Raw genomic sequence first — 14,013 nt, forward strand, 5'->3', positions numbered from 1 at the left:
GCGACGTTAACACTCGGATGCGGATATTGCGATATCAATATGAATCGGCGGCCTACAGGACCCGGGTGACCTTTTCCGTCTCGATCCGGCGCGGCTGCGCCGCGGGGTCGGGGTTGGCGACCTGCACCAGCGACGCGCCGACCGCCAGGATCGACAGCAGCCCGTCGACCAGTTCGTCGGGACCGGGCCAGGCGGCGGTGGACAGGATTCGGTCACCAGACGTCAATCCCCTTGCGGCGGCTGATCTTTCGCAATCGGCCAGGACCTCTTCGACCGATCGGCCGGCCAACGCCGGGCCGGGGTGGCGCTCGGGGACGATCTGGTCGCCGTGCACCCGGACGGCGGTCGCGTAGTCGGTGACCCCGATCGGCAGGTCCGGTGCAGGGCGGCCGAACGGGTCCAGCGACAGCACCGCGACCTCACCGCCGGCCACCGAAGCGTCCGCCTCGTCCAGCCGCTCGGCGGTGCACAGCGCCAGATCGGCGGCGGCGCCCGATGCGAGCACCGCCTCGGCGCCGATCCACCACACCCCGAACAGCACCGCCGCCGTCTGCCAGTGCGCCGGCAGCAGGATCGCGACCCGGCTGGCCGGTCCGGCGCCCAGCTCGTCGCGCAACAGGTTGCCGGTCTTGGCCGCCCAGTTGGCCAGCGTCACACCGGACAACTCGATGCGCTCGCCGGTCGCATCGTCGTAGTAGGTGATGCGCGGGCCGACCGGGTCGGCCCGCAGCATCGGATCCAGGATCGCGCCGGAGAGCGTGCTCAGTTGATGCACTCGGGCTTGTCGGAGCCGGCGGTCAGGATCGGCGACGGCGGCGGCGTGTTGGGGCCGGTGGCGCCCGCGTTGGACGCCCGCGCGGGCAGCACCTGGGTGCTCGGGCCGCCGGAGAGGCCGGAGCCCGGACCGGTGTAGTCGTTGGCGAGCACCACCTTGACGGAGCCGGCCGGCAGCGCCGGGTCGGCGACGACGGGCAAGCCGCCCAGTTCCTTGCCGACCTGCTGCGCGCCCAGGTCGTCGGTCTTGGCGGCGCGCACCTGGCTGCCCTTCACGTGGCCGGCGTCGTTGTTGCCGACGGTGCCGGCACCAAATCCCTTGGTGCTCAACACATCCGACACCGCCGCGGCCAGGCCGTTGATGTCGGTGTCGTTGACCACGTCGACGGTGGTCTTGGCCGGCGTGTAGGCCAGTTCCTCGGTCTTGCCCTGCGCCTGGTCTTGCAGCAGGCTGCCCACCCAGTCGGCGACCTGGTGCGGGTCCACCCGCACCACGCTCTGCATGCCGTCGTCGCTCCAGCCGGCGCCGTCGAGCACCGGGATGGTCGCGAACGCAACCTTGCCGCCGGCCAGCTTCTGCAGCTGCTGCAGGAAATCCATCACGTCCCATCCCGAGGAGATCACCATCGAGCGCTGGACGGCCGCCTCTAACCGGCCCAGCGTGGAAGGACTGGACAGCGTCTTGCCTGAGATGACCCGGTGGGCCAACGAGGCCATCACTGCTTGCTGGCGCACCACCCGGTCCAGGTCGCCGCGCGGCAGGTCGTGGCGCTGGCGGACGAAGCTGAGCGCCTGCGGGCCGTCGAGCTTCTGCCGGCCGGCCGGGAAGTCGGCGCCCGAAAGCGGTTCGTAAACAGGCTCTTTGAGGCAGACCTCGACGCCGCCGAGCGCGTCGGTGATCAGCGCGAAGCCCAGCAACCCGATCTCGGCGTAGTGGTCGACGGTGACCCCGGTCAGGTCGGCGACCGTCTTGATGAGGGCCTCGCGGCCGGCCTCGGTGCCAGCCGCCTCGGCCTCGGCGGCCGACGCGCCGGCCTTGACCAGGCTGGCCCGCTTCGCCTCCCGGGTCTGGCCGTAGACGCCGTTGATCTTCGTCTTGCCCAGGCCCGGGGCCGCGACGTAGGAGTCGCGCGGGATCGAGATCGCGGTCGCCGACTTTCCGTTGTTCGGTATCCGGACCAGGATGATCGTGTCGGTGTTGGTGGCCTCTTCGTCGCCGGCCCGCAGCGTCGCGAGCTCCTCGGCCGACAGCGGGTTGCCGTGCGCGTCCGTGCGGCTGTCCAGGCCGACGAGCAGGATGTCGATCGCGCCGTCGTCGCCGCCTTTGCCCAGCGACGGGGCGGACATGTGGAAGATGCCGTCCTCGAAGGACCGGACGTTGCTCCAGGCGATTCCGGTGCCGAAAACGACCGCGACGGCCAGCACAGTGGCAACCACACGAACCACACGTTGCACAGGCATCACAACAGATTACTTGTGACACAGCCGTTTCGCGGGTAGCTGAAAGCGGCGTGCCTGGGCCATGCCAGACTCGACACATGTCGGAAAGGCTTGTGATCAGCGGCGGGGGCGGGCAATTGGGCACTTCTCTGACGGCGCTGGCCACCGACAGGGGTCGCGACGTGCTGGCGTTCACCTCGTCGCAATGGGACATCACCGACCCCACCGCGGCGGAACGGATCATCCGGGCCGGCGACGTGGTGGTCAACTGCGCCGCGTACACGAACGTCGACGGCGCGGAGAGCGACGAGGCCGCGGCCTACGCCGTCAACGCGACCGGCCCGGGGCACCTGGCGCGCGCCTGCGCGAAGGTCGGAGCCCGGCTGATCCACGTCTCCACCGACTACATGTTCACCGGCCCTCCCCCCGAGGACGGCCCGCACCCGTATGAGCCCAGCGACAAGACCGACGCGCGCGGCGTGTACGCCCTCTCCAAGCTGGCCGGTGAGGAGGAGGTCCTGGCGGCGCTGCCGGAGGCGGTCGTGGTGAGGACCGCCTGGCTCTACACCGGCGGAACCGGCAAGGACTTCGTCGCCGTCATGCGCCGCCTGGCCGCCGGGGACGGCCCGGTGGACGTCGTCGACGACCAGGTCGGGTCGCCGACGTACGTCGCCGACCTGGCCGTCGCGCTGCTGCAGGTCGCGGACGAGCGGGTGCCCGGGCCCATCCTGCACGCCGCCAACGAGGGCGCGGTGTCGCGCTTCGAGCAGGCCCGCGCGGTGTTCAGTGAATGCGGCGCTGACCCGGACCGGGTGCGACCCGTCAAGACCGACGACTTCCCCCGCCCGGCGCCGCGCCCGAGCTATTCCGCGCTGGGCAGCCGCGAGTCCGCGGCGGCGGGCCTGACACCGTTAAGGCCCTGGCGCCCTGCGCTTGTCGCGGCGCTGGCCGCGTCCGCCGGCGATCGACCGTTACCCTCGACGCGTGACTGACGTCCTGCCTCTCGTGACGGTGACCTACTCACCGGGCCCCCACCTCGAGAGGTTTTTGGCCTCCCTGTCGATCGCCACCGAGCGCCCGGTCAGCGTGCTGCTGGCCGACAACGGCTCCACCGACGGGGCCCCGCAGGAGGCCGTCGAGCGCTACCCGAACGTCCGGCTCATCGACACCGGCGCCAACCTCGGATACGGGACCGCGGTGAATCGCGCGGTCGCGCGGCTGGACGACGACGAGAACGGGGACTGGTTGATCGTGGCCAACCCCGACGTGCAGTGGGGCCCGGGCAGCATCGACGCCCTGCTGGACGCCGCCACCCGCTGGCCGCACGCCGGCGCGCTGGGGCCGCTCATCCGCGACCCCGACGGCTCGGTGTATCCATCGGCGCGGCACCTGCCGAGCCTGATCCGCGGGAGCATGCACGCGGTCGTCGGCCCGTTTTGGAAGCGCAACCCGTGGACGGCGGCCTATCGCCAGGAACGGCTGGAGCCCAGCGAGCGGGCGGTGGGCTGGCTCTCGGGATCCTGCCTGCTGGTGCGACGGTCGGCCTTCGACCAGGTCGGTGGGTTCGACGAGCGCTACTTCATGTACATGGAGGACGTCGACCTCGGTGACCGGCTGGGCAAGGCCGGCTGGCTGAACGTCTACGTGCCGACGGCCGAAGTGCTGCACGACAAGGGCCACTCCACCGGCCACGACCCGGGGCTGCACCTGGCCGCACATCACAAAAGCACCTACATGTTCCTCGCCGACCGTCATCCTGGATGGTGGCGGGCGCCGCTGCGCTGGACGCTGCGGGTCTCGCTGGTGGTGCGGTCGCGGCTGATGGTGCGCAGCGCGCGGCGCCTGAGTAGACGGAACGTGGCGGAAGGGCGGCGCTGAAATGGGAACATCTCAGGTCGATGCGGTGGTGCTGGTCGGCGGCAAGGGCACCCGGCTGCGGCCGCTGACGCTGTCGGCGCCCAAGCCCATGCTGCCCACCGCCGGGCTGCCGTTTCTGACCCACCTGCTGTCGCGGATCGCCGCGGCCGGCATCGAGCACGTCATCCTGAGCACGTCGTATCGGGCCCAGGTCTTCGAGGCGGAGTTCGGCGACGGCTCCAAGCTGGGCCTGCAGCTCGAGTACGTCACCGAGGAGCAGCCGCTGGGAACGGGCGGCGGCATCGGCAACGTCGCCGACCACCTGCGCAACGACACCGTGATGGTGTTCAACGGCGACGTGCTGTCCGGCGCCGACCTGGGCCAGCTGCTGGACTTCCACCAGACCAACGAGGCCGACGTCACGCTGCACCTGGTGCGGGTGGGCGATCCGCGGGCGTTCGGCTGCGTGACCACCGACGAGCACAACCGCGTCGTCGCCTTCCTGGAAAAGACGCAGGACCCGCCGACCGACCAGATCAATGCCGGCACATACGTCTTCAAGCGCGCCATCATCGATCGGATCCCGCGCGGCCGCGAGGTCTCGGTCGAACGCGAGGTGTTCCCGGCCCTGCTGTCCGACGCGGGAGTCAAGGTCTGCGGCTACGTCGACGCCACCTACTGGCGGGACATGGGCACCCCGGAGGACTTCGTGCGCGGCTCGGCCGACCTGGTCCGCGGGATCGCGCCGTCGCCGGCCCTGCGCGGCCACCGCGGCGAGCAGCTGGTGCACGACGGCGCGGCGGTGTCCCCGGGCGCGGTGCTGATCGGCGGCACGGTCGTCGGGCGCGGCGCCGAGATCGGCGCCGGCGTCCGGCTGGACGGCGCGGTGATCTTCGACGGGGTCAAGGTGGAGGCGGGCAGCGTGATCGAGCGCTCGATCCTGGGCTTCGGGGTGCGCGTCGGCCCGCGTGCGCTGATCCGCGACGGGGTGATCGGCGACGGCGCCGACATCGGCGCGCGCTGCGAGTTGCTGCGCGGCGCGCGGGTGTGGCCGGGGATCTCCATTCCCGACGGCGGGATCCGCTACTCGTCGGACGTGTGAGGGCGCGCCCCTCTTGCGCCGAGCGTCACGCCAGCGTGGCGCTCGACGCCGGCGGCCGCGCTAGCGTGACGCTCGCGAGACCAAATACGCCAGCGCGTGATCCGTCCCGTCCGGCAGCGCGTCGGCCGGCCACCACCGCAGGTCGTCGGACTCGTCGCTGATCGCGATCTGCGCGCCCGCCGGCGCGTGGGCGACGAATTGCAGATCGAGGTGGCGGGTGGGCACGCCGAGCGAGCAGGTGACCGGGTGCACGTGCACGGCGGCCAGTTCGGGCTCGATGCGCAGGCCGTCGACGCCCGATTCCTCGGTCGCCTCGCGCAACGCGGCGGCGACGACGTCGGCGTCCTCGTCGTCGCAGTGCCCGCCGAGTTGCACCCAGCGGCCCAGGCGGGGATGCAACGTCAACAGCACCCGCGCGCCGGTGTGGTCGAGCACCAGCGCCGACGCGGTGACGTGGCCCGCCGCGCACTCCCGGCGGCAGGCGTCGGGGCGGGCGTGCACGAAGGCCAGCACGGCGTGCCGCAGCGAGTCCTGCGCCGCATCGGGGGCGCGCCAGTCGCCGAGGATCGAGATCGCCGACTCGCGAAGGCTCAACGCGATCCCCGTCCGGTTCGTCGATCCCGCAGCGAGGCCCAGGCCGCGCGGCACTGTGTCACGATGTCGGGGGACAGGCCCAGCCCGTCGATCAGCACGTGCCGGTCGACGACGTCGAGCGCCTTGTCGACCTCGCCCGCCTTCAACAACAGGTCGACGTCGCAGGCGAGGTCGGCTCCGGCATACGCGGGTGGGGGCATGGGCAGCTGCTCGGCTTCCCTCGGTTCCAGCTCCAAGATGCCCCCACCGTAGCTGCGGCCCACGATCTCGGCGAACGCGAACGTCACGCTGTTGTGAAACGCCGCGGCCAGCGTGGTCGCGTCGACGCCGGGCGCGAGCCGGACCCGGTGCACGGTGTCGGTGCTCGTCGCGGCCGCGGCGTTGACGGTCAGCCGTGGCGCCCGGTGAATCTGGCGCAGCAGGAAAAGGTCGGGCATCCACAGCGACGGGGTGGTCCACCAGGGCGTGCGGATCGAGCACTTGTAGCCGCGGTGCACGCCCGCGGCCTCGCCGGCCCGCACGTGCGCGAGCAGGGCGGCATCGGCCGGCTCGGGCGGCGCGTCGAGCAGCCAGGTCCGGTGTCCGGCGGCGAGATCGCTTGCGCGGCAATCGGTGTCGTATACCAGCCCGGTCAACTGCGCGCTACGCGAGACGAGCGGGACGCAGTGCGGCGTCAGCGCCAGTTCGCGGGCCCGCTCGTCGGTGAAGGTGAAGAAGCTGTTGCGGCCCGTCACGATCCCGACGTCCACGTCGGCGAGCGACCCGAGCCGGGTCATGGCCGACGACGCCTTGAGCGCTCGCAGCAGCTCGATCGCGGCGGGGTCCAGGAAGTACTTGGTCCACTTCTCGTTTTCGTGCAGCAGCGCGGGCGCCCAGTCGGTGTCGAGATCGGCGTGCGCCAGCGCGGCGGCGTCGGCGAGGTGGACCGTGCGCATGCGCGCCGGGCCCGGCCCGGCAACGCCGCAGAACAAGACGACCTCCTGCAGGACGCCGTCGAACACCAACCGCTCGAACGTCACCAACGTGATCTCGGAAAACCGGCCGAGCAGAAACTCACGCAGCTGCGCGGCGTAGCCGACCTGCAGCAGCTCGGCGGGCAGCACCAGGCCCACCCGTCCCCCGTCGCGCACCAGGACCGTGGCGGCGACGACGAACGGGACCCACGCGTTGATCAGCCGGCTGGGCCGCAGCCCCTCCCGGCGCATCAGCTCCAGTGCCGGGTCGCGCTCGTCGGACGCCCAGTTGCCGAAGCGGATGTAGGGCGGGTTGCCGGCGACGCCGTCCCACGCGCTCGCCTCAACACCGGCCAGCCAGGTGAATAGGCTCTCGGCGTCGACGGGCGCGAACCGCCGCGCCTTGGCCGCCTCGTCGGCGATGAGCTCCACCCCGCGCACCCGGGCGCCCAGCGCGGCCAGCTCGCGCAGGATCGCGCCGTCGCCGCAGGACGGTTCGACGATCCGCGGGCCGGCCTCGCGGACCCAGCGGGCCAGGAACCGCGCGACGGGGGCGGGGGTGTAGTAGCCGCCGCGGACCTTGTCGGCCGACGCCGCCGGCTTGCCCGCGAAATGCATGGGCCCAGTATTACTTGCGGAGCAGCAAATCCCCGGGGTCCGGCGCGGCGCGCGGCCCGGGCGGTACCCCGGCGGCCTCGGAGGCGTAGCCGATCGCGATGGCGCCCAACGGCTCCCAGTCGGCCGGGAGCTCCAGCTCGGCGCGGACCAGGTCGGCGGCGAAGATCGTCGACCCGATCCAGCAGCTGCCGACCCCCCGCACCGCCAGCGCGACCAGCAGCGCCTGCACGGCCGCCCCGACCGCGACCGTGAACATGGTGCGCTCGGCGGCGGTGCGGGCGGCGTCGGGGTAGGCGTGGGCGCCCTCGGGGACCAGAAACGGGATGACGACCTCCGGCGCGTCGTAGAGGATCTGGCCGCGCGCCACCCGCCGCTCGACCGAGTCGGCGGGCCGGCCGTCGCCGGCCAGGTCCGCGCGCCACTTGTCCTTCATGCGGTCCAGCAGCAGGGTCCGGGTGCCCGGGGTGCGCAGCCACACGAACCGGACGGGCCGGGTGTGGTGCGGGGCCGGCGCGGTGAGCGCCTCGGCGACGGCGGCCTCGATCAGCTCGGGTGGCACCGGCTCGGCGCTGAACCGGCGCACCGACCGGCGCAGCAGCTGGGCCTGGCGGCGGCCCAGGTCGAGGGCTTCGGCGGTGCCGAGCCAGAACAGGTCCTCCTCGCCGGGCCGCAGCAGCTGCCGCGCGGTGGAGCCATCGTCGGTCACCGGCAGGCCGCGCACCACGGCCACCGGCATCGCGGTGAGCTTGCCCTTGACCAGATCGGCGGCGGCCGCGACCTCGTCGGCGATGGCGATCTCGGTGACGAGCAGCTCGTTGCCGTGCCGGTCGACGGCCCCCGAATAGCTGTGCAGCACACGAAGACCCGCCGCGCCGATGGCCGCGTCGGTCTGACCGTTGCGCCAGGCGCGGCCCATCGTGTCGGTGATGACCACGGCGACGCCGACGCTGAGCCGCTCGCGCAGGGCGGCGCGCAACGCCGCGGCGCTGGCGTCGGGGTCGACCGGCAGCAGCGCCAGCTCGTCGTGGTCGACGTTGGAGCCGTCCACCCCGGCGGCCGCCTGGACGAGGCCGAGCCGGTTTTCGGTGATGAGCGTCTGGCCCTTGCGCGCCAGCACGCGCACCGCCTCGTCGTCGACCAGCTTGCGGCGCAGCCGGTCGCGTTCCGCGGCGTCCCGCGGGGCCGGCACCAGCCGGCCCTCGCACTTGGACACCACCTTGCTGGTCACCACCACGACGTCGCCGTCGCGCAGCCAGGGGGCGGCCGCGGCGACGGCGGCGGCGAGGTCGTCGCCGGGCCGGAACTCGGGGAGCCCGGTGACGGGAATGATCTCGATCGCCGAGCCGGTGCCGTGCTCGGTCACGGGCTCGGTCACGCCGTCACGCCCGCGAGCTCCAGCCCCGCGGCGACCATCTCGGCCGTCGCCTTGGGGTCGCGCATGATGAGCGGCACCGCTCGCACCGCCACCCCCTCGATGTCGGCCTCGTCGCCCTCGTGGATCAGCCAGCAATCCAGGATCCCGGTGGCCCGCCGCGCCCCGAAATGCCGGCCGACGGCCTCCGCGGTGGATTCGACCCCGATCACCGAGAGACACGCATCGGCCATGCCGCGCAACGGCTTTCCGCCGATGATCGGGGAGTAGCCGACGACCGGGGCCTTGGCCGCGCGCAGCGCCCCGCGAATGCCGGGGACCGCCAGGATGGCTCCGACGCTGACGACAGGGTTGGACGGCGCCAGCAGGATCACGTCGGCTTCGCCGATGGCCGCCACCGCTTCCGCTGTGGCGCTGGCCTTTTCGGCGCCGACGAACGCGAAGCTGTGCGTGGGCACCTGGGCCCGATAGCGCACCCACCACTCCTGGAAGTGAATGGCGCGGCGGCTGTCGTCGGCGGGATCGGTGATGACGACGTGCGTCTCGCAGCGGTCGTCGCTCGCCGGCAGCAACCGCGCGCCCGGTTGCCAGCGGTCGCACAGCGCGGTGGTGATCTGCGACAGCGGGTAGCCCGCGTTCAGCATCTGGGTGCGCACCAGATGGGTGCCCAGGTCGCGGTCGCCGAGTCCGAACCAGTCCGGCTGCACGCCGTAGCGCGCCAATTCCTCTTTGGCGTGCCAGGTTTCGTCGCGATGACCCCACCCTCGCTCTGGGTCGACACCTCCACCTAAGGTGTACATGCAGGTGTCCAAATCCGGACAGACGCGCACCCCGTGGATCCACGCATCGTCGCCGATGTTGACGACAGCGGTCAGTTCGTGTTCGTCGGCGTCTTGGCCCTGTTGCGAAAACTGACCCAGCCCGAGCAGCTGTTGAACACCCAGCAGGAACCGGGCGCCGCCAACCCCACCGACCAGAACGGTGACCTTCACTTGACCTTCACAGGGCTCGACAGTACTGCCCGTGTCGGGACTGTGATCGACACGCCGAAACGCGCAAGACAACGGAAACGCCGGAATTTGGTCACGAGATGATATGGAAATTCGCCATTACGCTTGACCGGGCAGGTTAACAAGTGTCTAATCACATCAGTGTCATTTCCCGGTTGGCCAGCCGATTCCGGTGTCGCAGACCGAGATTCGATCACATGTTCGAATTGTCTGTACATCAGAACAGTGGGAACTCACTCACTCTCTCAAATCAAACCTGAGGAGGCGGACGAAGCATGTCTTATGAGCACCTTCGGGGAGTCATGACAAGCACACCGCACAACACCATCGGCTCGTTGCCGGCGGCATCCGTCCGCCCGCATCTGACTGTGGTTCCCGATGCCCCAGTCGCTTTCGAGCCCGAGCCCGAGCCGCTGCCGACGCCGGATCAGTGGCAGGACCGCGCGCTGTGCGCGCAGACCGATCCCGAGGCCTTCTTCCCGGAGAAGGGCGGCTCGACCCGCGAGGCCAAGAAGATCTGCCTCGGCTGCGAGGTGCGCCACGAGTGCCTCGAGTACGCCCTGGCCCATGACGAGCGCTTCGGCATCTGGGGCGGCCTCTCGGAGCGCGAGCGCCGCCGCCTCAAGCGCGGCATCATCTGACGCCCGCGCAACCTCATTCGTCGTCGATCGTGGGGTCGATGACCGAGGGCTCGACGTCCAAGTAGATGGCGACCTGGGCCACCAGGATTTCGTGCAGCAACTCGCCAAGTTCTTCCGTGTCCTTGGCACGTCTCTCAATCGGCTTGCGGAACAAGACAATTCGTGCCCGCGTGGAGTTGCCGCGGACGTCGACGCCGGCCGGGATCAGGCGGGCGAGCGCGATCGGCCCGTCGGCGATCACCTCGGGCGGCCACTGCACGCTGTCCGGGTCCTTGGCCGCGATGCGCGGGATTTCGTCGACCGCCACGTCGAGCTCCGACACCCGGTCTTGCCAGCGCCGCTCGATCGGTTCGTAGGCCTCCAGCACCGCCATGTCGAACCGCTCGGCCCGGCTGCGCCACCCCGGCACCGTCGGCGGCAGCAACGGGCCGCGCATGTCCCGGCCCCGGCGCGTCGCACGGTAGGAAGCCGAACGACGCCGCGACCGATCGCTTTGCGGGGAGCCGCGGGAATCACTCATCGGGCCGATGGTAACGGTTGGGAATCGCGGGTCCGGCGGATGCGCGTGTCCGGCGCTTCCGTGGCGTTTGCGCACGATAGCCTTTCGGTCGTGAACGTTCCCCGTCGCTGTTGCCGGCCCGGGTGTCCGCACTATGCCGTGGCGACCTTGACGTTCGTCTACTCGGACTCGACGGCAGTGGTGGGCCCGTTGGCCACCGCGCGGGAACCGCACTCCTGGGACCTGTGCGTCGGCCATGCCGGCCGGATCACCGCGCCCCGCGGTTGGGAGCTGGTGCGCCATGCCGGACCGCTGCTTGCCGAGCCCGTCCATCCCGACGAGGACGACCTGGTCGCCCTGGCCGACGCGGTGCGTGAGGGCCGCCCGGGCGACGCGGCCGTGCCCTACGGGGCCACGCCGGTCAACGGGTTTGCCGATCCCCACATCCAGCACGCCGGGGCCCATGCCACCGCGCCGAGCAGCGGGCTGCTCGCGCCTCCCGAGCATCGTTCCGGTCGGCGCCGCGGGCATCTGCGGGTGTTGCCCGACCCCTCGGACTAAGCCGGGACTAGGCCGGTCCACCCAGGTCTAACGCGCCACAGCTTTTCCTCGGGCCGATAGGCTGGCGCCAAGAGTCCACAGTCAGGAGCGTCAGGAGTCTCGCATGTCCCGGTCCGCCGCGACCGTTCACCGTGTCGTCAAGGCGTACGACGTGCGCGGGCTGGTCGGCGAGGAGCTCGACGAGTCGCTCGTCACCGACCTGGGTGCGGCGTTCGCCAGGCTGATGGGCGGCGAGGGTGCTTCGCGGGTGGCGATCGGCCACGACATGCGGGACAGTTCGCCGGCGCTGGCCGCCGCGTTCGCGGACGGGGTGCAAAGCCAGGGACTGGACGTGGTGCGGATCGGCCTGGCGTCCACCGACCAGCTCTATTTCGCCTCGGGGCTGCTCGACTGCCCGGGCGCGATGTTCACCGCGAGCCACAACCCGGCGGCCTACAACGGCGTCAAGCTGTGCCGGGCCGGCGCCAAACCGGTGGGCGCCGACACCGGGCTGGCCGTCATCAGCGACGAACTGATCGCCGGCGTCCCGGCGTACGACGGGCGAGCCGGCACCGCCACCGATCAGGACGTGCTCGCCGACTACGGGACGTTCCTGCGTTCGCTGGTGAACACCTCCGGGCTGCGCCCGCTGCGGGTGGCCGTGGACGCCGGCAACGGCATGGCCGGGCACACCGCCCCGGCGGTGCTCGGCGCGATCGACTCGATCACCGTGTTGCCGTTGTACTTCGAACTCGACGGCTCGTTCCCCAATCACGAGGCCAACCCGCTGGACCCCGCCAACCTGGTGGACCTGCAGAAGTTCGTGCGCGACAGCGGGGCCGATATCGGGCTCGCCTTCGACGGCGACGCCGACCGGTGCTTCGTGGTCGACGAACGCGGCCACATGGTTGCGCCGTCGACGGTGACCAGCCTGGTGGCCGCGCGCGAGCTGGGCCGCGAGATCGGCGCCACGATCATCCACAACGTGATCACCTCGCGCGCGGTGCCCGAACTGGTCACCGAACGCGGCGGCACACCGCTGCGCTCGCGCGTCGGCCACTCCTACATCAAGGCGCTGATGGCCGACACCGGCGCGATCTTCGGCGGTGAGCACTCCGCGCACTACTACTTCCGCGACTTCTGGGGCGCCGACTCCGGGATGCTGGCGGCGCTCTACGTGCTGGCCGCCCTCGGCGAACAGGACCGGCCGCTCTCGGAGCTGACCGCCGACTACCAGCGCTACGAATCTTCCGGCGAGATCAACTTCAAGGTCGCCGACGCGTCGTATTGTGTGGACGCGGTGCTGAAGTCGTTCGGCACCCGGATTCAGTCCATCGATCATCTGGACGGGGTGACGGTCGATTTGGGCGACGGCAGCTGGTTCAACCTGCGCAGCTCCAACACCGAGCCGCTGTTGCGGCTCAACGTGGAGGGCCGCACCGTCGACGACGTCGACGCGCTGGTCGCCGCAATCAGCACCCAGATCGCGGCCCAAGAGGCCGCCCCGTGAGCACCACCCGGGCGATCGACCTGGAAGACACCGACGGCCTGCTGGAAGCCGACCGGCAGGGCCTGCTGCGGGCGGCGTCGTCGGCCGGCGCGCAGGTGCGCGCGATCGGCGCCGCGGCCGACGAGGGTGCGCTGGACGCGCTGCGGACCGACGACCGCGCGCGCAGCGTGATCTGGGTGGCCGGCCGCGGGACCGCCGAGACCGCCGGGGCGCTGCTGGCCGCGACGCTGGGCGGGGCGGCCTCCCAGCCGATCACGGTCGTCGGCGAGGCGCCGCCGTGGGTCGGCCCGCTGGACGTGCTGATCGTCGCCGGCGACGACCCCGGCGATCCCGCGCTGGTGAGCGCCGCCGCGACCGGGGTGCGCCGGGGCTCGCGCGTCGTCGTCGCGGCGCCCTACGAGGGTCCGCTGCGCGACTCGACGGCGGGGCGGGTCGCGGTGCTCGAGCCGCGGGTCCGGGTACCCGCCGAGTTCGGCCTGTGCCGGTACCTGGCCGCCGGCCTGGCCGTGCTGCAAGCCGTCGACCCGCGACCCGGTGTCGAGCTGGGGCCGCTGGCCGACGCGTTGGACGCCGAGGCGCTGCGCAACAGCGCCGGCCGCGAGCTGTTCACCAACCCGGCCAAGCACATCGCCGAGCGGCTGGTCGGTCGCCGGGCGGTGCTGGCCGGCGACTGCGCCGCAACGCTGGCGCTGGCCCGGCACGGCAGTTCGGTGCTGCTGCGGCTCGCCCACGAGGTCGTCGCCGCCACCGGGCTGGCCGACGCGGTGGTGGCGCTGCGGACGGCGACTGATGGCTCCGGGGGCGTCGCGTCCTCGGTCGAGGACCTCTTCCACGACGAGGAGATCGACGGGCCCCGGCCGGACCGGCTTCGCGTGCTGGCCCTGACGCTGCGCGACGAGCAGACCGTGGTGGCCGCGCGGACCGCCGGCCTGGAAAACGTCTACTTGCTGGCCGCCGAGGACGTGCCGGACGGGCCCGGCGGCTCGGCCGGCTCCACGGTTGCGCCGGCGTTGGGGGGCGCCGTCAGCGCCGAGCAGCAACTGGCAATATTGGCCGTTCGGCTGGAGATGGCCGCGGTTTACATGCGACTGGTGCGGGGATAA

14 protein-coding genes are annotated in these 14,013 nt (G+C 71.6%); 7 read left to right on the forward strand and 7 right to left on the reverse strand.

What is annotated here, in order from left to right:
• Positions 1-52: 52 nt before the first annotated feature.
• Both AC5Y4S_RS02075 and AC5Y4S_RS02080 read right to left on the reverse strand, forming a co-directional pair.
• Positions 53-775: a TIGR03089 family protein gene (locus AC5Y4S_RS02075; protein ID WP_500029415.1), complete on the reverse strand. Its 723-nt coding sequence runs from the start codon at positions 773-775 to the stop codon at positions 53-55.
• Positions 763-2,238, reverse strand: a complete 1,476-nt coding sequence (locus AC5Y4S_RS02080) for an LCP family protein (RefSeq protein ID WP_500029416.1) — start codon at positions 2,236-2,238, stop codon at positions 763-765. Before AC5Y4S_RS02080 ends, AC5Y4S_RS02075 begins: the two co-directional genes overlap by 13 nt.
• 74 nt (positions 2,239-2,312) lie before the next feature.
• Here AC5Y4S_RS02080 and rfbD point away from each other — a divergent pair, with 74 nt between their 5' ends.
• Genes rfbD through manB form a run of 3 tightly spaced genes read left to right on the forward strand, consistent with a single transcriptional unit; the run spans position 2,313 to position 5,173 of the window.
• A complete protein-coding gene (gene rfbD, locus AC5Y4S_RS02085) occupies positions 2,313-3,206 on the forward strand; it encodes a dTDP-4-dehydrorhamnose reductase (RefSeq protein WP_500029417.1) in 894 nt (297 codons plus the stop codon).
• Positions 3,199-4,092, forward strand: coding sequence for a glycosyltransferase family 2 protein (locus tag AC5Y4S_RS02090; RefSeq protein WP_500029418.1), 894 nt, complete (start codon positions 3,199-3,201; stop codon positions 4,090-4,092). Before rfbD ends, AC5Y4S_RS02090 begins: the two co-directional genes overlap by 8 nt.
• A 1-nt stretch (position 4,093) precedes the next feature.
• On the forward strand, positions 4,094-5,173 hold the full coding sequence (gene manB / locus AC5Y4S_RS02095) for a mannose-1-phosphate guanylyltransferase (protein WP_500029419.1): 1,080 nt from the start codon (positions 4,094-4,096) through the stop codon (positions 5,171-5,173).
• Between the two features lie 60 nt (positions 5,174-5,233).
• Here the strand turns inward: manB and AC5Y4S_RS02100 are convergent, their stop codons facing one another.
• Genes AC5Y4S_RS02100 through cofD form a run of 4 tightly spaced genes read right to left on the reverse strand, consistent with a single transcriptional unit; the run spans position 5,234 to position 9,702 of the window.
• Positions 5,234-5,767 carry an NUDIX hydrolase gene (locus tag AC5Y4S_RS02100; protein ID WP_500029420.1) on the reverse strand — a complete coding sequence of 178 codons (534 nt, stop codon included), beginning with the start codon at positions 5,765-5,767 and terminating at the stop codon, positions 5,234-5,236.
• Positions 5,764-7,338: an Eco57I restriction-modification methylase domain-containing protein gene (locus AC5Y4S_RS02105; RefSeq protein ID WP_500029421.1), complete on the reverse strand. Its 1,575-nt coding sequence runs from the start codon at positions 7,336-7,338 to the stop codon at positions 5,764-5,766. Before AC5Y4S_RS02105 ends, AC5Y4S_RS02100 begins: the two co-directional genes overlap by 4 nt.
• Before the next feature lie 10 nt (positions 7,339-7,348).
• On the reverse strand, positions 7,349-8,713 hold the full coding sequence (locus tag AC5Y4S_RS02110; RefSeq protein ID WP_500029422.1) for a coenzyme F420-0:L-glutamate ligase: 1,365 nt from the start codon (positions 8,711-8,713) through the stop codon (positions 7,349-7,351).
• Entirely contained in the window at positions 8,710-9,702 is a 993-nt protein-coding gene (gene cofD, locus AC5Y4S_RS02115) for a 2-phospho-L-lactate transferase (RefSeq protein WP_500029423.1), read from the reverse strand. Before cofD ends, AC5Y4S_RS02110 begins: the two co-directional genes overlap by 4 nt.
• A 320-nt stretch (positions 9,703-10,022) precedes the next feature.
• On the opposite strand from cofD, the gene AC5Y4S_RS02120 reads away from it, so the two are divergent.
• A complete protein-coding gene (locus tag AC5Y4S_RS02120; RefSeq protein ID WP_068100556.1) occupies positions 10,023-10,361 on the forward strand; it encodes a WhiB family transcriptional regulator in 339 nt (112 codons plus the stop codon).
• Positions 10,362-10,374: 13 nt separating this feature from the next.
• Here AC5Y4S_RS02120 and AC5Y4S_RS02125 read toward each other — a convergent pair whose 3' ends face one another.
• A complete protein-coding gene (locus tag AC5Y4S_RS02125; protein WP_500032052.1) occupies positions 10,375-10,797 on the reverse strand; it encodes a metallopeptidase family protein in 423 nt (140 codons plus the stop codon).
• A 174-nt stretch (positions 10,798-10,971) separates the two neighbouring features.
• On the opposite strand from AC5Y4S_RS02125, the gene AC5Y4S_RS02130 reads away from it, so the two are divergent.
• The 3 genes from AC5Y4S_RS02130 (at position 10,972) to AC5Y4S_RS02140 (ending at position 14,013) form a co-directional block, all read left to right on the forward strand.
• A complete protein-coding gene (locus AC5Y4S_RS02130) occupies positions 10,972-11,421 on the forward strand; it encodes a DUF3499 domain-containing protein (protein WP_193791409.1) in 450 nt (149 codons plus the stop codon).
• 103 nt (positions 11,422-11,524) lie between these two features.
• The gene (locus tag AC5Y4S_RS02135; protein ID WP_500029424.1) at positions 11,525-12,910 is read left to right on the forward strand and encodes a phosphomannomutase/phosphoglucomutase; all 1,386 of its coding nucleotides are present in this window, start codon (positions 11,525-11,527) and stop codon (positions 12,908-12,910) included.
• On the forward strand, positions 12,907-14,013 hold the full coding sequence (locus AC5Y4S_RS02140) for a TobH protein (RefSeq protein WP_500029425.1): 1,107 nt from the start codon (positions 12,907-12,909) through the stop codon (positions 14,011-14,013). Before AC5Y4S_RS02135 ends, AC5Y4S_RS02140 begins: the two co-directional genes overlap by 4 nt.

Source organism: Mycobacterium sp. NGS64, assembly GCF_059812245.1.

What these genes read in the sequence shown, in the direction of transcription:
- AC5Y4S_RS02120 (WP_068100556.1), top strand. Translation starts at nt 10,023, where the DNA reads ATGACAAGCACACCGCACAACACCATCGGCTCGTTGCCGGCGGCATCC.
- AC5Y4S_RS02135 (WP_500029424.1), top strand. Translation starts at nt 11,525, where the DNA reads ATGTCCCGGTCCGCCGCGACCGTTCACCGTGTCGTCAAGGCGTACGAC.
- AC5Y4S_RS02105 (WP_500029421.1), bottom strand. Translation starts at nt 7,338, where the DNA reads ATGCATTTCGCGGGCAAGCCGGCGGCGTCGGCCGACAAGGTCCGCGGC.
- rfbD (WP_500029417.1), top strand. Translation starts at nt 2,313, where the DNA reads ATGTCGGAAAGGCTTGTGATCAGCGGCGGGGGCGGGCAATTGGGCACT.
- manB (WP_500029419.1), top strand. Translation starts at nt 4,094, where the DNA reads ATGGGAACATCTCAGGTCGATGCGGTGGTGCTGGTCGGCGGCAAGGGC.
- AC5Y4S_RS02125 (WP_500032052.1), bottom strand. Translation starts at nt 10,797, where the DNA reads ATGCGCGGCCCGTTGCTGCCGCCGACGGTGCCGGGGTGGCGCAGCCGG.